This is a genomic window from Acidovorax bellezanensis (assembly GCF_025421555.1).
GTDB classification, from domain to species: domain Bacteria; phylum Pseudomonadota; class Gammaproteobacteria; order Burkholderiales; family Burkholderiaceae_C; genus Comamonas; species Comamonas bellezanensis.
In genome coordinates, this window is record NZ_JAODYH010000017.1 from 188,263 (window position 1) to 209,102 (window position 20,840).

19 protein-coding genes are annotated in these 20,840 nt (G+C 62.8%); 14 read left to right on the forward strand and 5 right to left on the reverse strand.

Annotated elements, in window-relative coordinates; genetic code table 11:
- Positions 1-108 precede the first annotated feature (108 nt).
- The 4 genes from N0K08_RS21865 to N0K08_RS21880 all read left to right on the forward strand — a co-directional run bounded on the left by N0K08_RS21865 (position 109) and on the right by N0K08_RS21880 (position 5,449).
- Positions 109-2,280 carry a cytochrome c biogenesis protein ResB gene (locus N0K08_RS21865; RefSeq protein WP_261502540.1) on the forward strand — a complete coding sequence of 724 codons (2,172 nt, stop codon included), beginning with the start codon at positions 109-111 and terminating at the stop codon, positions 2,278-2,280.
- Positions 2,277-3,614, forward strand: a complete 1,338-nt coding sequence (ccsB, locus tag N0K08_RS21870) for a c-type cytochrome biogenesis protein CcsB (RefSeq protein ID WP_261502541.1) — start codon at positions 2,277-2,279, stop codon at positions 3,612-3,614. The genes N0K08_RS21865 and ccsB overlap by 4 nt, the downstream gene beginning before the upstream one ends.
- 175 nt (positions 3,615-3,789) lie before the next feature.
- Positions 3,790-4,785 (forward strand): protein-methionine-sulfoxide reductase catalytic subunit MsrP, encoded by a 996-nt coding sequence (gene msrP / locus N0K08_RS21875; protein ID WP_261502542.1) that lies wholly within the window; start codon positions 3,790-3,792, stop codon positions 4,783-4,785.
- Between the two features lie 13 nt (positions 4,786-4,798).
- Entirely contained in the window at positions 4,799-5,449 is a 651-nt protein-coding gene (locus N0K08_RS21880) for a protein-methionine-sulfoxide reductase heme-binding subunit MsrQ (protein ID WP_261502543.1), read from the forward strand.
- Here N0K08_RS21880 and N0K08_RS21885 read toward each other — a convergent pair.
- The gene (locus N0K08_RS21885; protein ID WP_261502544.1) at positions 5,439-6,266 is read right to left on the reverse strand and encodes an oxygen-binding di-iron domain-containing protein; all 828 of its coding nucleotides are present in this window, start codon (positions 6,264-6,266) and stop codon (positions 5,439-5,441) included. The genes N0K08_RS21880 and N0K08_RS21885 overlap by 11 nt on opposite strands.
- 95 nt (positions 6,267-6,361) lie before the next feature.
- A complete protein-coding gene (lptM, locus tag N0K08_RS21890; protein WP_261502545.1) occupies positions 6,362-6,601 on the reverse strand; it encodes an LPS translocon maturation chaperone LptM in 240 nt (79 codons plus the stop codon).
- A gap of 12 nt (positions 6,602-6,613) precedes the next feature.
- On the opposite strand from lptM, the gene cyaY reads away from it, so the two are divergent.
- On the forward strand, positions 6,614-6,949 hold the full coding sequence (gene cyaY / locus N0K08_RS21895) for an iron donor protein CyaY (RefSeq protein ID WP_261502546.1): 336 nt from the start codon (positions 6,614-6,616) through the stop codon (positions 6,947-6,949).
- Between the two features lie 120 nt (positions 6,950-7,069).
- Here the strand turns inward: cyaY and N0K08_RS21900 are convergent, their stop codons facing one another.
- From N0K08_RS21900 to N0K08_RS21910, 3 genes are all read right to left on the reverse strand, one after another.
- Positions 7,070-7,756 (reverse strand): hypothetical protein, encoded by a 687-nt coding sequence (locus tag N0K08_RS21900; RefSeq protein WP_261502547.1) that lies wholly within the window; start codon positions 7,754-7,756, stop codon positions 7,070-7,072.
- 33 nt (positions 7,757-7,789) lie between these two features.
- Complete coding sequence (locus N0K08_RS21905; RefSeq protein WP_261502548.1) at positions 7,790-8,074, reverse strand: hypothetical protein; 285 nt, start codon at positions 8,072-8,074, stop codon at positions 7,790-7,792.
- A gap of 305 nt (positions 8,075-8,379) precedes the next feature.
- Positions 8,380-10,764 (reverse strand): penicillin-binding protein 1A, encoded by a 2,385-nt coding sequence (locus N0K08_RS21910; protein ID WP_315968024.1) that lies wholly within the window; start codon positions 10,762-10,764, stop codon positions 8,380-8,382.
- A gap of 275 nt (positions 10,765-11,039) precedes the next feature.
- Between N0K08_RS21910 and N0K08_RS21920 the strand changes: the two genes are divergently transcribed.
- The 9 genes from N0K08_RS21920 (at position 11,040) to N0K08_RS21960 (ending at position 20,795) form a co-directional block, all read left to right on the forward strand.
- The gene (locus N0K08_RS21920) at positions 11,040-12,119 is read left to right on the forward strand and encodes a pilus assembly protein PilM (protein WP_261502552.1); all 1,080 of its coding nucleotides are present in this window, start codon (positions 11,040-11,042) and stop codon (positions 12,117-12,119) included.
- Positions 12,116-12,733, forward strand: coding sequence for a PilN domain-containing protein (locus tag N0K08_RS21925; protein ID WP_261502553.1), 618 nt, complete (start codon positions 12,116-12,118; stop codon positions 12,731-12,733). The genes N0K08_RS21920 and N0K08_RS21925 overlap by 4 nt, the downstream gene beginning before the upstream one ends.
- A 3-nt stretch (positions 12,734-12,736) precedes the next feature.
- On the forward strand, positions 12,737-13,414 hold the full coding sequence (locus N0K08_RS21930) for a type IV pilus inner membrane component PilO (protein ID WP_261502554.1): 678 nt from the start codon (positions 12,737-12,739) through the stop codon (positions 13,412-13,414).
- Positions 13,414-13,959, forward strand: a complete 546-nt coding sequence (locus tag N0K08_RS21935; protein WP_261502555.1) for a pilus assembly protein PilP — start codon at positions 13,414-13,416, stop codon at positions 13,957-13,959. The genes N0K08_RS21930 and N0K08_RS21935 overlap by 1 nt, the downstream gene beginning before the upstream one ends.
- Entirely contained in the window at positions 13,956-16,112 is a 2,157-nt protein-coding gene (pilQ, locus tag N0K08_RS21940) for a type IV pilus secretin PilQ (protein WP_261502556.1), read from the forward strand. The genes N0K08_RS21935 and pilQ overlap by 4 nt, the downstream gene beginning before the upstream one ends.
- Before the next feature lie 22 nt (positions 16,113-16,134).
- A complete protein-coding gene (locus tag N0K08_RS21945; RefSeq protein WP_261502557.1) occupies positions 16,135-17,682 on the forward strand; it encodes an Ig-like domain-containing protein in 1,548 nt (515 codons plus the stop codon).
- Between the two features lie 110 nt (positions 17,683-17,792).
- Positions 17,793-18,335 carry a shikimate kinase gene (locus tag N0K08_RS21950; protein WP_261502558.1) on the forward strand — a complete coding sequence of 181 codons (543 nt, stop codon included), beginning with the start codon at positions 17,793-17,795 and terminating at the stop codon, positions 18,333-18,335.
- Between the two features lie 133 nt (positions 18,336-18,468).
- Positions 18,469-19,602, forward strand: a complete 1,134-nt coding sequence (aroB, locus tag N0K08_RS21955; protein WP_261502559.1) for a 3-dehydroquinate synthase — start codon at positions 18,469-18,471, stop codon at positions 19,600-19,602.
- A gap of 5 nt (positions 19,603-19,607) precedes the next feature.
- A complete protein-coding gene (locus tag N0K08_RS21960) occupies positions 19,608-20,795 on the forward strand; it encodes a deoxyguanosinetriphosphate triphosphohydrolase (RefSeq protein ID WP_261502560.1) in 1,188 nt (395 codons plus the stop codon).
- The last annotated feature ends 45 nt before the right edge of the window (positions 20,796-20,840 follow it).

Below are 20,840 nucleotides of genomic sequence, written 5' to 3' on the forward strand. Positions count from 1 at the left end.
GCTCGGGACAGGGAACCAAACGCCAACAACAAACCCCAATACGGGCGGGTCCATCCTTTGCAGTGATGGCCCCGCCTTTTTGCTTTCGGGCTTTGCGTTCTTTTTTCCATGCCAGACATTCCTACCCGCTCGACTTCTTCCTTTCGATCACAGGCTTGGCGCCGGGCCGTCGAGTTGCTGTCCTCGATGCGCTTTGCGATTGCATTGCTGACGGTGATCTGCATTGCCTCCGTGATCGGCACCGTTCTCAAGCAGCATGAGCCCGCGGTCAATTACGTGAACCAGTTCGGACCGTTCTGGTCGCAGCTGTTCTTGGCCTTGAAGCTCAACGCGGTCTACAGCGCCTGGTGGTTCATGCTGATCCTGGCCTTTCTGGTGGTCAGCACCAGCCTGTGCGTGGCCAACCACGCGCCCAAGTACCTGGCCGATCTGCGCACCTACAAGGAAAACATCCGCGAGCACAGCCTCAAGGCCTTTCGCCATCGCGCCCAGGCCGACGTGGCGGACAGTCCGCAGGAAGCCGCGCAGCGCCTGGGCAAGGTCCTGGCCACGGGGGGCTGGAAGGTCAAGCTGCAGCAGCGCAACAGCGCGGCCGGCGAAGGGACGGGCTGGATGGTGGCCGCCAAGTCGGGTGCGGCCCACAAGCTGGGCTATATCGCCACGCACAGCGCCATCGTGCTGATCTGCCTGGGCGGACTGTTCGATGGCGACCTGGTCGTGCGCGCCCAGATGCTGTTCGGCGGCAAGACGCCGTATACCGGCGGCGGCCGGGTGTCGGACGTGGCTCCCGAGCACCGCCTGTCCGAGCGCAATCCCACGTTCCGCGGCAATCTGATGGTTGCCGAAGGCACGCAGTCGAGCACGGCCATCCTGAACCAGTCGGACGGGGTGCTGCTGCAGGATCTGCCATTTGCGGTGGAACTCAAGAAATTCATCGTGGAGTACTACTCCACCGGCATGCCCAAGCTGTTTGCCAGCGAAGTGATCATTCACGACAAGCTCACGGGCGAGCAGACCGCCCAGCGCATCGAAGTCAACCATCCCGCGCATTACAAGGGCGTGGAGATTTTCCAGTCGAGCTTCGATGACGGCGGCTCGTCGGTGAAGATGCGCGCCGTGCCCATGGACGGCACGGGCAAGCCTTTCACGGTCGAAGGCATCATCGGCGGCACCAGCGAATTCACGCGCGCCGGCGTCGGCAAGGGCGATGGCAAGGACGCGCTGACGCTGGAATACACGGCGCTGCGCACCATCAACGTGGAAAACTTTGGCGGCACGGCCAACAACACGGGCACCGACGTGCGCAAGGTCGACCTCAAGGCCTCGATCGACGCACGCCTGGGCGCGGGTCACAAGACCACCACCGAAAAAGTGCTGCGCAACATCGGCCCTAGCATTGGCTACAAGCTGCGCGACGCGGCGGGCCAGGCGCGTGAATACCAGAACTACATGCTGCCCGTGGACACGGGCGACGGCAATCCGGTGTTCCTGCTGGGCGTGCGCGACAACCCGGTCGATGCTTTCCGCTATCTGCGCGTGCCGGCCGACAAGGAAGGCACGATGGACACCTTCCTGCGCCTGCGCACGGCCCTGGCCCAGCCCGCCATGCGCGAGCAGGCGGCGCGCCGCTATGTGGCCAAGGCCGTCGACGCCGCACGCACCGATCTGCGCGAGCCCTTGATGCAATCGACCTTGCGGGCGCTGGAAATGTACGCCGGGACGACGACCGCGACCGGCGAGAAAATCGGCGGCCTGCAGGCGGTTTCGCACTTCATGGAACAGAACGTGCCCGAAGCCGAACGCAGCCGCGCCAGCGAAGTGCTGGTGCGCATTCTCAATGGCGCGCTGTTCGAGATGGCCCAGCTGCAGCGTGAAAACGCCGGCCTGCCGCCCCTGGACAGCGACGAGCAGACGCTGGCGTTCATGACGCAGTCGGTGTTTTCGCTCAGCGACGCCCAGTTCTACCCGGCGCCCATGACTTTCATGCTCGATGACTTCACGCATGTCCAGGCCAGCGTGTTCCAGGTGAGCCGCGGTCCGGGCAAGAACGTGGTCTACCTGGGCTGCCTGTTCCTGATCCTGGGTATTTTTGCCATGCTCTACGTGCGCGATCGGCGCCTGTGGATCTGGCTTGCCCCCGCCGGCAAGGACCGCAGCCACGCCACAATGGCGCTATCCACCAACCGTAAGACAATGGATGGTGACAAGGAATTTGCCATGCTGGCTGAAAAACTCATTGGGGCCCAGCCTACCGCGCGCCACCCGGGAGCTTCTGAATGACGACCGCAACTACCACCATCACCCTGCACGAGGGGTTCTTTTCGCGCCGCAACTGGTTTGACTGGCTGTTTGCCGTGATCGTCACGGCAGGCGGGCTGTTTGCCTTGCAGCGCTATGCCGCCTACATGGACGGCTACGAAAAAGCGATTTTGCTGGGCACGATTCCCTGCGCCATCTGGCTGGGCTGGTTCTGGCGCCCGCTGCGGGTGCTGATGCTGGCCGTCGCCGGGTGCTCGCTGCTGGCGCTGGGCCTGTACCAGGCGGATGGGGCGGGCGATCTGGCCCGGGCCGACACCGTGTTCGGCCTCAAGTACTTCCTGTCGAGCCAGTCGGCCATCCTCTGGATGAGCATGCTGTTCTTCATGAGCACCATCTTCTACTGGATAGGCATGTTCTCGCGCAACGAAGGCAAGACCATGTCGCTGCTGGGCTCGCGCATCGCCTGGGTGGCCGTCGCCATGGCGCTGATCGGCACCATGGTGCGCTGGTACGAAAGCTATCTGGTGGGCGTGGACATCGGCCACATCCCGGTGAGCAATCTCTACGAAGTGTTCGTGATGTTCTGCTGGATGACCACGGCCTTTTACCTGTACTACGAAGAAAGCTACGACACGCGCGCACTGGGTGCTTTCGTGATGCTGGTGGTGAGCGCGGCCGTGGGCTTCCTGCTCTGGTACACGCTGGTGCGTGAAGCACATGAAATCCAGCCGCTGGTGCCGGCACTCAAGAGCTGGTGGATGAAGCTGCATGTGCCCGCCAACTTCATTGGCTATGGCACGTTCGCGCTGGCGGCGATGGTGGCGTTTGCCTACCTGATCAAGCAGCAGGCCGGCGAAACCCGCTGGTACAAGCTCGCGCCCCTGTGGCTGCTGGGCATCGTGCTGTGCTTCGAACCCATCGTCTTCCGCCAGGGCGGAGCGACGGACAACACCAGCAGTTACTGGATGGTGTATTTCGGCATTTCGGCGATGATCGTGGCGGGCATTCTGCTGGCCCGCAACCACATCGCCGCGCGCCTGCCGTCGTTCGAAATTCTCGATGACGTGATGTACAAGTCCATCGCCGTGGGCTTTGCCTTCTTCACCATTGCCACCGTGCTGGGCGCGCTGTGGGCCGCCGAGGCCTGGGGCGGCTACTGGAGCTGGGACCCGAAGGAAACCTGGGCGCTGATCGTCTGGCTCAACTACGCGGCCTGGTTGCACATGCGCCTGGTCAAGGGCCTGCGCGGCACGGTGTCCGCCTGGTGGGCGCTGACCGGCCTGGGCGTGACGACTTTCGCTTTCCTGGGCGTCAACATGTTCCTCAGCGGCTTGCACAGCTACGGCGAGCTGTAAGCCTTGCGGGCCTGAATGAAAAGAGCGTCCAGCGATGGGCGCTTTTTTTGTGGCCGGGCCAACGCCCCCTCGGGCGGGCCGTGAGGCAGGCGTGGGGGCCCATTTTTTCGGCAAGCAGGTTGAACCAACCACAGTCACAATGCATCAGACAAGGCCATCGGCCCAAGGAACCGCCATGCTCATACGAACCGATAGCGACGGCTTTAATCATCCCCTGAGCAGTGAAATCACGCCGCAGCCGGTCTACGAAGAGCGGCGCCAATGGCTGCGCACCATGGCCGCTGGCGCGGCCGGAGGCACGCTCGCGGCCTGGGCCGGGCGCGACGCGCTGGCGGCGGTGCAGCGCCCGGGCAAGCTCGCCGCGCTCGCGGGGCAAGCGAGCCAGGTCGCTGGTGCGAACACCATGGAAGCGCTCACGGCCTATGCCGACGCCACGCAGTACAACAATTACTACGAGTTCGGTCTCGACAAGGCCGATCCCGCGCGCAATGCCCACACGCTGAAAACCACGCCCTGGACCGTCAAGGTCGAAGGCCTGGTGGCCAAGCCCGGGACCTTCAGTCTCGAGGAGCTGCTGCAACTCAGCCCCCAGGAAGAGCGGGTCTACCGCCTGCGCTGCGTGGAAGGCTGGTCCATGGTCATTCCCTGGGTGGGTTACTCGCTGGCGCAGTTGCTGCGCCGCGTGCAGCCGCTGGGCAGCGCCAAATACGTGGAGTTCGTCACGCTGGCCGACCCCAAGACCATGCCGGGCCTGCGCAGCGGGGTGCTGGACTGGCCTTATACCGAAGGCCTGCGGCTGGACGAGGCCATGCACCCGCTGACGCTGCTGGCGTTCGGCATGTATGGCGAAGTCCTGCCGGCGCAAAACGGCGCGCCGGTGCGCCTGGTCGTGCCCTGGAAGTACGGCTTCAAAAGCGCCAAGAGCCTGGTCGCCATCCGCCTCACCGACAAGCAGCCGGGCACGGCCTGGAACAAGGCCGCGCGCAACGAGTACGGCTTTTACTCCAACGTCAATCCCGACGTGCCGCATCCGCGCTGGAGCCAGGCGACCGAACGGCGCATTGGCGAAGGCGGACTGTTCGCCAAGAAGCGCAAGACGCTGCTGTTCAACGGTTACGCCGAGCAGGTCGCGCAGATGTACGCGGGCATGGACTTGAAGCAGCAGTTCTGAGCATCTCCCACTGATGCCCGCAGTACTCTCGCGCTGGAAAGCCTGGCTCATGCACCCGGCGGCCAAGCCGCTGCTGTTCGTGCTGTGCCTGCTGCCTTTTGCCAACCTGTTTGCAGGCGCGGTGTTCGACACGCTGGGGCCCAACCCGGCCGAAGCCTTGATCCGCGCCATGGGCGACTGGACGCTGCGCTTTCTGTGCGTGGTGCTGGCGGTCACTCCGCTGCGCGTTCAGCTGGGCCTGCCCGCGCTGGCGCGCTTTCGGCGCATGCTGGGCCTGTTCGTGTACTTCTATGCGGTGCTGCACCTGCTGTGCTACTCGGTGTTCGACCAGGGGCTGGACTTTGGCGAAATCTGGCGCGACATCCTCAAGCGCCCCTTCATCCTGGTGGGCATGCTGGCTTTCGGCCTGCTCACGGCCCTGGCGCTCACTTCACCCCACCGCATGACCCGGTGGATGGGGGCGCGCCGCTGGCAGCGCCTGCACCGCTGCGTGTACGCGGTGGCCGGTCTGGCCATACTGCATTTCTTCTGGATGCGTGCCGGCAAGAACAACTTCACCGAGGTGGCGGTCTATGGCGCCATCCTGGCGCTGCTGCTGGGCTGGCGTTTGCAGCGCTGGCTGCGCAAGCGCTGGGCCACGGTCCGGCCAGAGGTCAGCCGTTGACCGCTCGCAAGGGCGCGTGGGTCTGGCGCGTGACCGGGTCGATCACGGCCATGGGCAACTGGTAGGCGCGCTGGTCGAACAGGTCGATACCGCAGGCCAGTTGTTCCAGCCAGTCGAAGAAGGCTTCGATCGCCGGCCGTCCCTGGATGGGCGCGCCATGCTGGGGCACGAGCATGGCGATGTCGAGCTGGCGGGCCATGTGCACCCATAGCCGCAGGATCTTGTTGGACACCATGTAGCGCCGGTGAAAACCTTCCATGCGCGCGATGTGCGGGCCCAGGTCGGTGATGGGCACGGCAGCCTGGGCGCCGGAGACCATGGACACGCCCAGGTCGCCGGTGAACAGGATCCGGCTGACCGGATCGTAGAAATGGAAATTGCCTTCGGAATGCAGAAAGTGCGCGGGCAGCAGCACCAGCTCGTGCCGGCCCAGCGGCAGGCGTCCGCCTGCGTCGGGCACGCCGATGATGCGCTCATCCGTCTTGCCGACCTTGGTGAAATGCGGCACGAACCGCTCCCAGACGCGTGAGATCACCAGCGAGGCCTTGGTGCTGGTCATCCAGCGATCGAGCGAGGCGATGATGTCGGGGTCGGCGTGGGAGGCGATCACATACGACAGCCGGGACGGCGCGAAGTGGCGCGTCATGCCCATGAACAATTCGTTGAACGCCAGATTGCCGCCGGGGTCGATGATGGCGCCGGTGTCGCCGTCGACGATGAGGAACTGGTTGGCCTGCACGGCCTGGCCATCTTCCTCGATCAGGTCGCAGAACATCAGGCAGGCATGGTGTCTGTCACGGTACAGCTCAATCGGCATGGCGGGGCAATCCAGCGGAAAAGCCGACTGTAGGCGCCGCAGCGGCCTGCAGGCTTGATCTGGATCAAGCGCCAGGCCTGGGGTGGCTGGCGGGCTCAGCGGCCGCTGGAGGGCTGCTGTGGCGCAGCCGCGTCAGGTTGGGCGGGGGCGGGCGTGCTCACGCCAGGCGCCTCGTCGCCCAGCTGGGGCCGCAGTGTTTCTGGCAGGGTGGCGCGCTGCGCAGCCTCGGGTGCCGTGGGCAGAAACAGGGGGCCGCGTTGGCCGCAGGCTGCCAATGACGCCGCACAGAGCGCAAGGGCAAAAGTCCTGACTAAAATTTGGGAAGCTATCAACATGTGCAAATTGTAATGAACGACCTTGAATTCCTGGATTGCGCTGAAAAACTTCTGCTGGCCGTGGAGCAGGGCTGTGACCGCATCAATGACGAATCCGATGCGGATATCGATGCCCAGCGCACGGGGGGCATGGTCACGCTGACTTTCCCCAATCGCAGCCAGATTGTGATCAATCTGCAAAAGCCTCTGCACGAAGTGTGGCTGGCCGCCAAAGCCGGTGGCTTTCACTTTCGCTTCGATGCCGATAAGGCCTGCTGGATGGACACCAAGGGTGCGGGCGAGTTTTTTGCCGGCCTGAGCCGCTACGCCTCCGAGCAATCGGGTCTGGCGCTGACTTTCACGGCTTGAGCGGACAGCAGGCTTGCCTGGGGCCGCGCATGCCAAGGCCCCAGGCTGCCTGCATCATTTGCTGGCGCGCATCAGACGGCGTTCTGATGAGCGGGCAGGGGCGCCTGTCAGCGCCCATTTCTACCAGTAATCAGAAAGCGCATTGGTGATTTGAATTTTTTCGGAAATCTCATTGAGCTGCGCAGCACTCATTTTTCCCAACAAGGAAGCACGCATTTTTTCCGCTGGAATATCGTTTTGGTCCGTGTCATTGTCTTCTGGACGCAGCTCTCTGACAGGCCGGGTGATCTGAGTACGATGCGTGCGATCGAGATTTGGTAGATTTTGCTCATTGCCATCCCGGATTTTTTTCTCGGTTGCGTCAATTTGCTTTTTCGAAGAAGCCAGACTTGCCTTGAGAAAATCGTCCACTTTCGCCAGCGCCAAGTCACGTTCCGCACCTGCAGGCATCTTCTTGCTGATCTCCTGCTTGAGTTCACTGCAGCGGTCTTCCAGAACGCCTGATTCCATCTCCAGCCTGTGCAATTTCTCATGGTTGCCGTAACGCATCATGCAATCATCGATGTAAGGCTCATCCATGATCGTTCGGAGTCTTTCGCCGACATTGAGTGGCTGACTGCTGCCGGCACCCGTCGAGCTCGACAGCTTGGTCAGATCCGTCAAGGACTTCACCTGGGCGGAGAGTGCGTCCTCGAGCACAAGACTACGCAGCATGGCCTTGTCTTGCGTCGCATCCATTGAGGAAGTTTTGCTGGAGACTTCGAAAGTCGTGGCCGTATTCGCCGTTCCGATTGAACCAATGTTCATAGCTATGCCTTTTTCATTGGGAAATGAGTTGATTCAAAGCATTTGATGAAGGCGGTGCGAATTCTTGAGTGCCGTCGTTTTCAATGCGGCAGTTTGCATTTTTGCGTCTTGCTGAATGCACTCCGTTTCGCGCTGAATTTGTTCTCGGACCTGGGCCACGTCCTCGGCGGACATTCGCTCTTCCAGAAGTGCGATGGCATCGCCGTCCGCCAATCCATTCTGTGCGCGAAATTCCTTGGCTTTTTCGAGCGCACGGTTGGCTTTGACGATCGCCTGCTCCAGTGCTTGCGCAACTTGAGCCGCTGTGGACTGCTTCATCACTATCTCCTTGTGCAGTGGAACGCTTCAATGCATTGAGCACTTGGGAGATTTAGTAACGCGCGCAAATCGCGAGTTCCACGCAAAGGCGGTTTTGCAAAAATAGCAGGCAGGCGCGCGGCTGCAGATTTCCGGTGCAGCCATCGCCTGAGAGCGTAGATGGATGGCCGGGAGGGGGGCCCGCGTATATGGACTGGATACGGGGCGCGCTGGCGGCTGTCTTATCGGTGCAGTGCCGGCATACACCGCGGTCTGGCCATCACTGACGATGCAAAAGAATGCGCCCCAGCCCGGGGCGGCATTCCTCAGTTCCGGAAAAGATCAAGAATGCGGTTGCGTTCTTCTGGTGCGGGCGGCGCGCTGCCGTTGCCCGGTGCAGCCCCGTCTTCCATGCCCAGACTGCTGACGCCGGGGTTGCGCGCATTTTCTTCGTAAAACCATTCGCCGCCGACGTTGACCACGCCAGGCGGTACGGGCAACTCGGCCACGGGAACGCCTTTGAGGGCGTGCTGCATGAAGCTGATCCAGACCGGCAGGCTCAGGCCGCCACCGGTTTCCCGTGAGCCCAGGTTGCGCGGCGTGTCGTAACCAATCCAGGTCACGGCGGCCAGCGTGGGCTGGAAGCCGCCGAACCAGGCATCGACCGAATCATTGGTGGTGCCGGTCTTGCCGTAGATGTCGGGGCGCTTGAGCGTGGCCTGGGCGCGCGCGGCGGTGCCGACGCGGGCCACATCCTGCAGCAGGCTGTTCATGATGAAGGCATTGCGTGGCGGGATGGCCTCGGGCGTCTGCTCGAGCGGCTGGGGCTGGAACTCGGACAGCACGCGACCCTTGTGGTCGGTGACCCGGGCAATCAGCCAGGGATTGACGCGGTGACCGCCATTGGCAAACACCGAGTAGCCTGCCGCCATCTGCATGGGCGTGACCGAACCGGCGCCCAGCGCCATGGTCAGGTAGGGTGGGTGCTTCTCTGCATCGAAGCCGAAGTGCGTGATCCAATCCTGTCCAAACTTGGGCCCGATGGCCTGCAGCAGGCGAATCGAAATCATGTTCTTGGACTTGTTCAGGCCCGTGCGCATGCTCATGGGACCGTCGTAGCGGCTGTCGTAGTTCTTGGGCTCCCAAGGCTGGCCGCCGGTGGCTCCGGCGCTGAAGAAGATCGGCGCATCGTTGATCATGGTCGACGGCGAGAAGCCTTTTTCCAGCGCGGCCGAGTAGATGAACGGCTTGAAGGTCGAACCCGGCTGGCGCCAGGCTTGCGTGACGTGGTTGAACTTGTTCTTGCCGAAGTCAAAGCCGCCGACCAGGGCGCGGATCGCACCCGTCTTGGGGTTCAAGGCAACGAAGGCGCCTTCGACTTCCGGCAGCTGGGTGATTTCCCAGGTGTTCTTGGGCGTCTTGACCACGCGGATCACGGCGCCGGGACGCAGCTTGATATTGGGCGGTGCCTTGTCGCTCAGGCCGGACAGGGCAGGCTTGAGGCCGTCGCCGGTGATCTCGAACTTGTCGCCGTCGGCCCGGGTGGCCACGATCTTGCGCGCCGAGGCTTCGAGCACCACGGCGGACAGCACATTGCCATTGTCCGGGTGGTTGGCCAGGGTGTCGTCGATCGCGTCTTCCTGGGCTTCGGCTTCCTTGGGCAGGGCGATGAATTTTTCCGGGCCGCGGTAATGCTGGCGGCGCTCATAGTCCATGATGCCCTGGCGCAAGGCCGTATAGGCCGCGTCCTGCTCGCCGGCATTGAGCGTGGTGTAGACATTGATGCCGCGCGTGTAGGCTTCGTTGCCGTACTGGGCGTAAATCAGCTGACGCGCCATTTCCGCCACGTATTCCGCATGCACCCGGGTGTTGTTGCTGCCCGAGCTGATCTTGAGCTCTTCCTGCTTGGCCTGCGCGGCCTCGGCGGCCGTGATGAAGCCGTTTTCCTGCATGCGCTCGATGATGTAGAGCTGGCGAATGCGGGCCCGCTTGGGGTTGCTGATCGGGTTGTAAGCCGACGGGGCCTTGGGCAGGCCGGCCAGCATGGCGGCTTCGGCGATCGAGATGGACTTCAGCGGCTTGCCGAAATAGGCTTCGGACGCGGCTGCAAAACCGTAGGCACGGTTGCCCAGATAGATCTGGTTCATGTAGATCTCGAGGATCTGGTTCTTGCTCAGCAGGCGCTCGAGTTTGAACGTCAGCAGGACTTCATAGATCTTGCGCGTGAACGTCTTTTCGGATGAAAGATAGACGTTGCGTGCCACTTGCATGGTGATGGTGGACGCACCCTGGCTTTTGCCGCCGCTGCCCAGGTTGGCCAGCGCCGCGCGCGCAATGCCTTTGTAGTCCACGCCGCCGTGCTCGAAGAAACGCGTGTCTTCAATGGCCAGCACCGCATCCGTCATGACCTTGGGGATGTCCTGGATGGGCGTCAGCGTGCGGCGCTCTTCGCCAAATTCGCCCAGCAACGCGCCTTCTGCCGAATAAATGCGCAGCGGCAGCTTGGGGCGGTAGTCCGCCAGCTCCGAGACGTCCGGCAGATTGGGATAGGCCATGGCCAGCGCCACTGCCACCGTCAGCATGACGCCCGCAACGCCGGCGACCGCAAGCCCGGCCAGCCAGAGCAGGGCTTTGGCAAACCAGTGCGTACGGGGGCGGGAAGACGGGGGGCGGGACGATGAAGACGGTTCGTTATTTTCAGAAGACGGCATGGAGCTGGAGGAGAAGGAGGACAGACATTATAAAAATCCCTTCGGCAATGGCGCTGAGGAGCGTCAAAATGCCATATGAGGGGAATGTCCAGGCCGGGGTTGGCTGCTGCCCAGTGTCAACGCAGTGATGACAGGCGCAAATGCAAACGTATTATTTAGGCCACGCAATCGGAACACCGTAGCTAAAAGTAAATTGGCTGGCAAGGGAGCTTGCTGATAGCATCTGGACGAAATGTGAAGTTTTGTTGCATTTTTTACACGCTCAGGAGGGCACGTTGATCACTGTAGGTTCTCTTTTCAGTCGTCAGCCTGCGTCACTGTTGGGCATAGACATCAGTTCTTCCAGCATCAAGCTGGTGGAGCTTGGCCGGGACAGCACGGGTGCCTTGGTGCTGGAGCGGTGCTCCATAGAGCCCCTGGAGCGAGGCTGGATCGCCGATGGCAACATCGAAAAATTCGATGAAGTGGCGGAAGCCCTGCGCCGTCTGGTCAAGAAAAGCGGAACGCGCAGCAAGAATGTGGCCATGGCCTTGCCGCCGTCGGCCGTCATCACCAAGAAAATTTCCCTGCCTGGCGGCATGAGCGAGCAGGAGCTCGAAGTCCAGGTGGAGTCCGAGGCCAACCAGTACATCCCGTTCTCTCTCGATGAAGTCAGCCTGGACTTCTGCGTGATCGGCCCGACGGCCAACGCACCGGGCGATGTCGACGTGCTGATCGCGGCTTCGCGCCGCGAGAAAGTCCAGGACCGTCAAGGCCTGGCGGAAGCGGCCGGCCTGATTCCCGTGATCATCGATATCGAATCCCATTCGGCACGCCTGGCAGCGCGGCGCCTGATCGAAAACCTGCCGCACAAAGGCAAGGACAGCCTGGTGGCACTGTTTGAAGTCGGCGCCTTGACGACCAGTCTGCAGGTCATGCGCAATGAAGAGGTGCTGTACGAACGTGACCAGGCGTTTGGCGGTGCCCAGCTGACCCAGCTGATTGCCCGGCAGTACGGCTTCTCCCAGGAAGAAGCCGAGGCCAAGAAGCGCAATGCCGAACTGCCCGAAGACTACCCGACGGTGGTGCTCAAGCCGTTCATGGACAGCATGACGCAGGAAGTGGCCCGCGCACTGCAATTCTTCTTCACCAGCACGCCCTACCACCGCGTTGACCATATTTTGCTGGCGGGCGGCTCGGCGCCGCTGCCCGGTCTGGTCGAGGCCATTGCCCAGCACACAGGCTTTGCCTGCGCCCTGGCGAATCCTTTCGACGGCATGCAAATCGGCAGCGACGTGCGCTTGAAGAAAATGGCGCGCGAAGCGCCGTCGTATCTGACCGCCTGCGGTTTGGCCCTGAGAAGGTTTCTCCAGTGATCCTGATCAATCTACTCCCCCATCGCGAGGCGGCCCGCAAGCGCCGCAAGCAGGCATTCCAGATCACGATGCTGGTGGCGTTCCTGGCAGGTTTGCTCATTGCGGGCCTGATCTACTGGCTGCTGCAAAGCCGCATCACGGCCCAGCAGGAGATCAACGGCATCCTGCAGTCGGAAATCCAGGTGCTGGAAAAGCAGATCAAGGAAATTGCCGGTCTGGAAGGCGAAATTGCGGCCTTGCGCGCGCGCCAGAAGGCCGTGGAGGATTTGCAATCGGACCGCAACCTGCCGGTGCACCTGCTGCACGAACTCGCGGCCCAGCTTCCGGAAGGCGTCTTCATCACCAGCCTCAAGCAGGATGGCCAGGTGATCAGCATGCAGGGCATGGCCCAGTCCAATGAGCGGGTCTCGGAGATGCTGCGCAATCTGACCGACAACACGCCCTGGTTCTCCAAGCCCGAGCTGACGGAAATCGTGGCGACCACGCTGTCTCTGACGCCCAAGGACCAGCGCCGTGTCGCTTCGTTCAATCTGCGCTTTCGCCTGATGCGCACCAGCGAAGCCCAAAAGGCGATGGAAGCCAGTCCTGCCGCAGCCACGGCTGGCGGGAGATAACACATGCTCAAGAAAAAACGCGCGGGTCCTGATTTCACCCAGCTGCAGGCCGAGCTGAAAAAGCAGTTCAGCAACCTGCACCCCAACGATCCTTCCCAATGGCCCATCGCTCCCCGGGCGCTGCTGTGCGTTGCCATTGCCGTGGGCGTGGCCGTCGTGCTGTGGTTCGCCATACTCAGCGACTACAGGGATGAGTGGCAGGCGGAGCAGGACCGGGAAGTGAGCCTGCGCCAGGACTATCAGACCAAGCTCACCAAGGCCGTAAGCCTGGATGCGCTCAAGCAGCAGCGCGAACAGGTCCAGCAATATGTGACCCAACTGGAAAAGCAGCTTCCCAGCAAGGCCGAGATGGCGGCGCTGCTGTCCGATATCAACCAGGCGGGCCTGGGGCGCAGCCTGCAGTTCGAGCTGTTCCGTCCGGGCCAGATGGTGGTCAAGGATTACTACGCTGAACTGCCGATCGCCGTCAAGGTGACGGGCCGCTACCACGACATCGGCGCTTTCGCTTCCGACATCGCCCATTTGTCGCGCATCGTGACGCTCAACAACATCGCCATCGTGCCCGTGGCCAAGGACGGCAGCGGCACCTTGACCATGGATGCCACGGCGCGCACCTTCCGCTATCTGGATGCGGATGAGATCCAGGCGCAAAAGCAGGCGGCTGCGGGGAAGAAAAAATAATGCAACAACGACCGCTGATCCTGGTGCTGGGCCTGTGCGTGGCCTTGCTCAGCGCCTGTGCCGACTCCGACCAGGATGAATTGCGCCAGTGGATGGCGCAGCAAAAAGCGCAGGCCAAGCCGCGCATCACCCCGATTGAAGAGCCCAAGAAATTCCAGCCCGAGACCTATGTGGGGGAGAGCGGCGTCGATCCTTTCGATCAGGCCAAGCTCACCCAGGCCTTGCGGCGTGATGCTGCACAGCAGGGTGCAAAAACAGGCCTGATCCAGTCAGAACTCAACCGCCGCAAGGAAGCTCTGGAATCGATGCCGCTGGATGCGATGACGATGGTCGGCAGCCTGAACAAGAAAGGCGAGCCCACTGCCTTGATCAAGGCGGACCGCTTGCTGTACCAGGTGCGGGTGGGCAATTACCTGGGCCAGAACTACGGAAAAATCGTCCGGATCACCGAAAACTCTATCCAACTGCGTGAAATCATCCAGGACGTGACGGGAGAGTGGATTGAGCGCGACACCGAGCTGGTGCTGCAGGAGACACAAAAATGATGCAAAACAATCAGGGAATTCTGGCACAGGGCTTTCTGGCGCAGTGCCGGCTGGCGGTGGTTTCGACGGTGCTGCTGCTGTCGTCCACGGCATTTGCCCAAGGTGCGATCCAGTCGGTGGCGGGCTCGTTGCAAGATGGCAGCGAGGTGTTGCGCATCGAGTTGTCACAGCCCCTGGCGAATCCGCCGACGGGTTTTGCCATCCAGTCTCCGGCGCGCATCGCGCTGGATTTTCCGAACACGCAAAACGCGACCGGCCACACGCTGGTCGAGCTCAATCAGGGCAACCTCAAATCGGTGAACGTGGTGGAAGCCGGAGGGCGCTCACGCGTGGTGCTCAATCTCAAGGCCGCCACTTCCTACAAGACGGACATCCAGGGCAACAGCCTGTTCATCATTCTGGCGCCCGTGGCATCGACGGCGACGGCGAAGATCGCGCCCGAACCGCGCGCGTTGGCTGGTCGCACGGCAGCGTCCAGCGATTTGCAGCCGATACAGGATGTGGACTTTCGCCGCGGACCGGACAATTCCGGTCGTATCGTGGTCGGTCTGGCCAACAACCAGGTGGCCGTCGATCTGCGCCACGAAGGCAAGGCGCTGGTGGTGGATTTCCTGCGCTCCTCGCTGCCTGAAGGCCTGCGCCGCAAGCTGGACGTGACCGACTTTGGCACGCCCGTGCAGCAGATCACCACCTCCACAACCGGCGAGCGCGTGCGCATGCGCATCGAGGCCACCGGCGAATGGGAGCACAGCGCCTACCAAAGCGACAACCAGTTCGTGATCGACGTGCGCCCGAAAAAGATCGACGTCAACAAGCTGAGTCAGGGCCCGGGCTATAGCGGTGAAAAGCTGTCCCTGAACTTCCAGAGCATTGAAGTGCGTTCGTTGCTGCAGGTCATCGCGGATTTCACCAACTTCAATATCGTCACTTCCGACACGGTCACAGGCTCGCTGACGCTGCGCCTGAAAGACGTGCCCTGGGACCAGGCGCTGCAAATCATCATGGATGCCAAGGGACTGGGCATGCGCAAGTCCGGCTCGGTGCTGTGGATTGCGCCCAAGGATGAAATCGATGCGCGCACCAAGAAGGACTTCGAAGCGGCGCGGGCCATAGAGCAACTCGAACCGCTGAGAACCCAGGGCTTCCAGCTCAACTACGCCAAGGCGTCCGACATGATCTTGCAGATCGCCAGCAGGTCGGGTGGCGCTGGCGCCTCGACTACGCGCTTTCTGACGGATCGGGGCTCGGCGATTGCCGAACCACGCACCAACCAGCTGTTCGTGACCGATACGGCGACCAAGCTGGAAGAGGTCAAGAACCTGCTGGCCAAGCTGGACATTCCGGTGCGCCAGGTGCAGATCGAAGCGCGCATCGTCGAAGCCCGGGATAACTTCGGACGCTCCCTGGGCGTGAAGCTCGGCGGCGGCGATCTGCGGGCGCAAAACGGCGGCCAGGGCGGCTACTCGATCGGTGGCGGTAACCGCGTAGGCTTTGGTACCAATTACGGCAATGCCACGGCCACGGGCGGCAATGGCGGCACGGTCGATACCTCGGGCACGTTTGTGAACCTGCCGGCATCGGTGGCGGGCGTCAACTCCGTAGGCTCTTTTGCCTTGTCTATCTTCAACTCGGCCGCCAATCGTTTCCTGACGCTGGAGCTGTCGGCGATGGAGGCGGATGGCAACGGCAAGATCGTTTCCAGCCCCCGCCTGATCACGGCCGACCAGACCAAGGCGCTGATCGAGCAGGGCACGGAGTATCCGTATTCCGTCACGGCTCCGAACGGCGCCACCACCATCGCTTTCAAGAAGGCCGTGCTCAAGCTGGAAGTGACGCCGCAGATCACGCCCGAAGGCAACATCATTCTGGACCTGGACGTCAACAAGGACAGCCGTGGTGAAACCACCAGCCAGGGCGTGGCCATCGACACCAAGCACATCAAGACGCAGGTGCTGGTCGAGAACGGCGGCACGGTGGTCATTGGTGGCATCTTCGAGATGGAAGAAACCAACCAGGAAAACAAGATCCCGTTCCTGGGTGATGTGCCGATCATGGGCAACCTGTTCAAGAATCGCACGCGTGCCACGACCAAGCGGGAAATGCTGGTCTTCATCACGCCCAAGGTGCTGATGCAGAACAAAGAAGCACGCTGATTTTTTTCATAGCGAGACAAGCATGAGTATTCATAAGTATTGGTTGACGGCCGTGCTGGCCCTGGGCCTGGTGGCCTGCGGCGGCGGCGGTGGGAGTGCAGGAACGTCGGGAGGCGGCACCGGAGGCACGGGCGGCACAGGAGGCACCGGTGGCGGCACGACCCAACCGGTCTACCAGATGACGTTGCAGCTGCAGAATGCCGCGGGTGCGGATATCACCAGCAACTCATTCGCCGCATCGGACACTGTGAAGCTGCTGGCCACGCTCAAGACGGCGGCCGGAGCACCGGCGGCCAACGAAGTGGTGAGCTTTGCCGAATCCGGCAGCGGCCTGCTGCAGTTCACGCCAGCCTCGGCTACGGCGCTGACCAATGCCAGCGGCCAGGCCGTGGTGGAAGCCAAGGCCAAGGATCTTGTCTCCCTGGGCGCGACTACGGTGACGGCTTCGGCCACTGTGGCCGGAACGGCCTATAGCGTGTCACGGAACCTGGCAGTGACCAGTGCCGTGATCGAAGGCGTCGATCCGCAGACGCTGGTGAGAAGTGTGAATTTTCTCTCGGTTGTGCCTGCCAGCAGATCCATCGTGCCCGCCGGTACTGGCGGCATCGGTCGCACCGAAACGGCGATTTTGCAATTCCAGGTGCTGAATGCCCAGAGTACGGGGATTCCAGGCGTTCGCGTGGAGTTCGCACCCTCGGCACCCGATGTGGTGACACTCAGCAGTGTGACCGGCACTACGGATGCCAACGGCTTGGTCTCGGCCACTGTGTCGTCCAAGAGCCGGACGGCAACGGTGGTGATCACTGCCAGCATACCCGGTGCCCAGGGGATACTGCCCACCCCCTCTAGTGTTCTGACCGTCGCCAATGGCGCACCCGTGTCGAGGTCTCTTGACCTGTCCGCGTCGAAATATGTGCTGAACAACGATATCTCCGGTGATGCCAGCACGATCAGCGTTCGTTTGCTGGATTCCAATGGGGGCCGCGTCCCCGATGGCTTTGCCTTGGTCGCGAGGGCCAATTACGGTGGTGTCGGGGACTCTTCGGGGAGCGCCTGCACGCTCGTCAATGGTGAATGCTCCTTTGTTTACAACGTGCAAAATCCACGCAGTCCCAATGGCATCATTGATGTCCTGGTGAGCGGTGAGACGGGGACTGGCGAGACCATCTCCGACACTATCCATCTCTATGCCACCAGCGTGGATTGGGTCAGCCTGTACGCTGTAAACGGTACCACGCCGGTCACCGTATTTTCTGGTTTGAAGTTTGATACGAGCTGCAAGGCGGTTTGGTCAGGGGTTCTGGGCACGGCCAATGGTTTGGCCGCGCCAGCGGGTACTTTGTTGACAGTGGAGTCTTTCAACAGCCAGGTCAGTGCGTCCGTGAGCAGTGGTTCGCCAGTGCCCGACAGTCACAACAGCGGTCGCGCTACTGATGTGAACCTGACGTTCACGTTGAACAAAGCCACGGCACTAGGCGAGGCGAACCTGCAGTTCACCGTGAAAGCCGGCGATTTCATCCGGAAATTCGCGGCCAAGCTTGCCTACCCGGCCTGCACGCCGGCTCCCTGAGCCCGGATGACCCTGTCTGGAAGTTGTCACCCTCCACTTGCGCTAAGCTCGGCGGCGGCGACTTCCACGGACTCCCTCCAAATCCGCCTACGGGCGGATTTTTTCATCCCATGTATACATTGATCGGCCTTCCCGGCAGCGGAAAAACCACCATCGGCAAGCAGCTCGCCCAACTCTGGGGTCTGGCCTTTGTCGATAGTGACCAGGTGATAGAGCAGCGCCTGGGCTGCAGCATTGCAGCCTATTTCGCCAGCCACGGCGAGGCGGCGTTCCGGGATCTGGAGCAGCAGGTCATTGATGAGATCACGGCGTCGGGCCAGGCGCTGCTGCTGTCCACGGGCGGGGGCGTGGTGCTGCGCGAGGCCAATCGCCGCCATTTGCACTCCCGCTCCACGGTGTTTTACCTGCAGGCGGCGCCCGAGGACATCGCGCGGCGCCTGCGCAACGACACGACCCGGCCGCTGCTCCAAGGCCAGGACCCGGGCCTGCGGCTGCGCGAGCTGCACCACCAGCGCCATGCGCTCTACCAGGCCACGGCCCATTACACGATCAAGACGGCGCGCCTGTCCGTCACCCAGGTGGTGCGCAAGCTGGCCATGCAGGCCGAACTCGGCGAGTACAGCCTGCCCGATGGGAATGCGGGCTCTCTATAGACAAAGGGCTGTGCGCCATGGCGCGTTGCGGCTACGATGGAGCACTTGGCGAGGCCCGGCACCGAAAATCCCGGCTTTGACCGCAGCACCCGCGCAAGCGGTGCCTTTTCCCTGAAAGAACGGACGGAACACAATGGATCTGCGCGCAATGGCAGCTTGCCAGCACCAGGTGGATATAGATTTGGGCGAGCGCTCCTACCCGATTGTCATCGGCAGCGGCCTGCTGTCCGACCCCGCGGTCTACGCCGGCCTGCCGCGCGCGCGCACCGCACTGATTGTGACCAATGAGACGGTCGCGCCCCTGTATGCCGCCCAGCTCCAGGCCGCGCTGGCACCCCATTACCCGCAGGTCCATGTCGTGACCCTGCCCGATGGCGAAGCGCACAAGAACTGGCAGACGCTGAATCTGATTTTCGACACCTTGCTGGGCCAGGGCTGCGACCGCAAGACGGTGCTGTTCGCGCTGGGCGGCGGCGTGGTGGGCGACATGACGGGTTTTGCCGCCGCCTGCTACATGCGCGGCGTGCCGTTTGTGCAGGTGCCGACCACGCTGCTGTCGCAGGTGGACTCCTCGGTGGGCGGCAAGACCGCCATCAACCACCCGCTGGGCAAGAACATGATTGGCGCGTTCTACCAGCCGCAGCTGGTGGTCTGCGATCTCGACACGCTGGCGACCTTGCCGCCGCGCGAACTCGCTGCCGGCCTGGCCGAAGTGATCAAGTACGGCCCGATTGCCGACATGGAGTTTATGACCTGGCTCGAAGACAACCTCGACGCCTTGCTGGCCGGCGACCAGGCGGCGCTGGCCCACGCGGTCAAGCGCAGCGTGGAAATCAAGGCCTGGGTGGTCAGCCAGGACGAGCGTGAAGGCGGGTTGCGCGCGGTATTGAATTTTGGCCATACCTTCGGCCATGCGATGGAGGCCGGCATGGGCTACGGCGTCTGGCTGCACGGCGAAGGCGTGGCCGCGGGCATGGTCATGGCCGCGCGCCTGTCGCGCCGCCTGGGGCTGGTCGATGAGGAATTCGTGCAGCGCCTGGTGCGCCTGATTGCCCGTGCCGGCCTGCCCACGCGTGGCGCGGTGATCGCCAGCCGGGACAATGCCGGGCATTACCTGCAGCACATGCGGGTCGACAAGAAGGCCGAAGGCGGCGAGATCCGCTTTGTGCTGATCGACGGGCCGGGCAAGGCCATGGTGCGGTCCGCGCCGGATACGCTGGTGCGCGAAGTGATCGACGCCTGCTGCCTGCAGGCACCCGGCGGCTGAGCGCGATGCTGCAAGAGGCGTCAGGCCAGGCGCTCGCTCCCTGGGCCTGCGTGCCCGCCGAGACGCGTGGACGCCTGCATGCCGAGGCCCCCGCACCTACGCGCTCCGACCACCAGCGCGACCGCGATCGCATCGTGCACTCGTCGGCGTTTCGCCGGCTGGTCTACAAGACCCAGGTGTTTCTGAACCACGAAGGCGATCTGTTTCGCACGCGGCTCACGCATTCGCTGGAGGTGGCGCAGCTGGGCCGCTCCATCGCGCGCTCGCTGCGTCTGAACGAGGATCTGGTCGAAGCCATTTGTCTGGCGCACGACCTGGGCCACACGCCGTTCGGCCATGCGGGCCAGGACGCGCTCAATGAATGCATGCAGGAGTGGGGCGGCTTCGAGCACAACCTGCAAAGCCTGCGCGTCGTCGACCGACTCGAAGAGCGCTATCCCGGCTTTGACGGCTTGAACCTGACGTTCGAGACACGCGAAGGCATTCTCAAGCACTGCTCGCGCGCCAATGCCGAGCGCATAGAGCAGCGCGAGCCCGGTGGCATCGCCCAGCGCTTTCTGCGCGGCGAGCAGCCTTCGCTGGAAGCCCAGCTGTGCAACCTGGCCGACGAGATCGCCTACAACGCCCATGATGTCGATGACGGCGTGCGCTCGGGCCTGATCAGCATGGAGCAGTTGCTGGCCGTGCCGTTGTTCGCGCGCTACCACGGCTTGACCCTGGCCCAATACCCCGCACTCGCGTCCCAGCCCCATGGCGAGCGCCGGCTGCTCTACGAAACCATTCGCCGCATGCTCAGCGACCAGGTCTATGACGTGGTCGCGGCCACGCAGGCGCGGTTGGCCGAAGTGCAGCCCGCCGATCTGCGCGCCGTGCGCGCGGCGCCGCCGCTGGTGGGCTTCAGCCCCGCCATGCGCGCCGAGTCCATTGTTCTCAAGCGCTTTCTGTTCCAGAACCTTTACCGCCATCCGCAGGTGATGCAGACCACCGACCTGGCCCAGACCGTGGTGCGCGAATTGTTCGCCGTCTATCTGGCGCGCCCGCAGGAAATGAAGCCGCGCTTCGCCGAGCGCGCGCAGACGGCGATCGACGCCGCGGCGCTGGCGCGGGTGGTCTGCGATTTCGTCGCGGGCATGACCGACCGCTATGCGGCACGCGAGCATGCGCGCCTCACCGGCCGGCAGTTGCTGGCCTGAATCCGGCCCCCGATTGCCCGTTGCCCAGCGCCGACAGGCCCGGCT

Excerpts from the sequence above, each read along its gene's own strand:
- N0K08_RS21865 (WP_261502540.1), top strand. The coding sequence starts at position 109 with ATGCCAGACATTCCTACCCGCTCGACTTCTTCCTTTCGATCACAGGCT.
- ccsB (WP_261502541.1), top strand. The coding sequence starts at position 2,277 with ATGACGACCGCAACTACCACCATCACCCTGCACGAGGGGTTCTTTTCG.
- msrP (WP_261502542.1), top strand. The coding sequence starts at position 3,790 with ATGCTCATACGAACCGATAGCGACGGCTTTAATCATCCCCTGAGCAGT.
- N0K08_RS21880 (WP_261502543.1), top strand. The coding sequence starts at position 4,799 with ATGCCCGCAGTACTCTCGCGCTGGAAAGCCTGGCTCATGCACCCGGCG.
- N0K08_RS21885 (WP_261502544.1), bottom strand. The coding sequence starts at position 6,266 with ATGCCGATTGAGCTGTACCGTGACAGACACCATGCCTGCCTGATGTTC.
- lptM (WP_261502545.1), bottom strand. The coding sequence starts at position 6,601 with ATGTTGATAGCTTCCCAAATTTTAGTCAGGACTTTTGCCCTTGCGCTC.
- cyaY (WP_261502546.1), top strand. The coding sequence starts at position 6,614 with ATGAACGACCTTGAATTCCTGGATTGCGCTGAAAAACTTCTGCTGGCC.
- N0K08_RS21900 (WP_261502547.1), bottom strand. The coding sequence starts at position 7,756 with ATGAACATTGGTTCAATCGGAACGGCGAATACGGCCACGACTTTCGAA.
- N0K08_RS21905 (WP_261502548.1), bottom strand. The coding sequence starts at position 8,074 with ATGAAGCAGTCCACAGCGGCTCAAGTTGCGCAAGCACTGGAGCAGGCG.
- N0K08_RS21910 (WP_315968024.1), bottom strand. The coding sequence starts at position 10,764 with ATGCCGTCTTCTGAAAATAACGAACCGTCTTCATCGTCCCGCCCCCCG.
- N0K08_RS21930 (WP_261502554.1), top strand. The coding sequence starts at position 12,737 with ATGCTCAAGAAAAAACGCGCGGGTCCTGATTTCACCCAGCTGCAGGCC.
- N0K08_RS21935 (WP_261502555.1), top strand. The coding sequence starts at position 13,414 with ATGCAACAACGACCGCTGATCCTGGTGCTGGGCCTGTGCGTGGCCTTG.
- pilQ (WP_261502556.1), top strand. The coding sequence starts at position 13,956 with ATGATGCAAAACAATCAGGGAATTCTGGCACAGGGCTTTCTGGCGCAG.
- N0K08_RS21945 (WP_261502557.1), top strand. The coding sequence starts at position 16,135 with ATGAGTATTCATAAGTATTGGTTGACGGCCGTGCTGGCCCTGGGCCTG.
- N0K08_RS21950 (WP_261502558.1), top strand. The coding sequence starts at position 17,793 with ATGTATACATTGATCGGCCTTCCCGGCAGCGGAAAAACCACCATCGGC.
- aroB (WP_261502559.1), top strand. The coding sequence starts at position 18,469 with ATGGATCTGCGCGCAATGGCAGCTTGCCAGCACCAGGTGGATATAGAT.
- N0K08_RS21960 (WP_261502560.1), top strand. The coding sequence starts at position 19,608 with ATGCTGCAAGAGGCGTCAGGCCAGGCGCTCGCTCCCTGGGCCTGCGTG.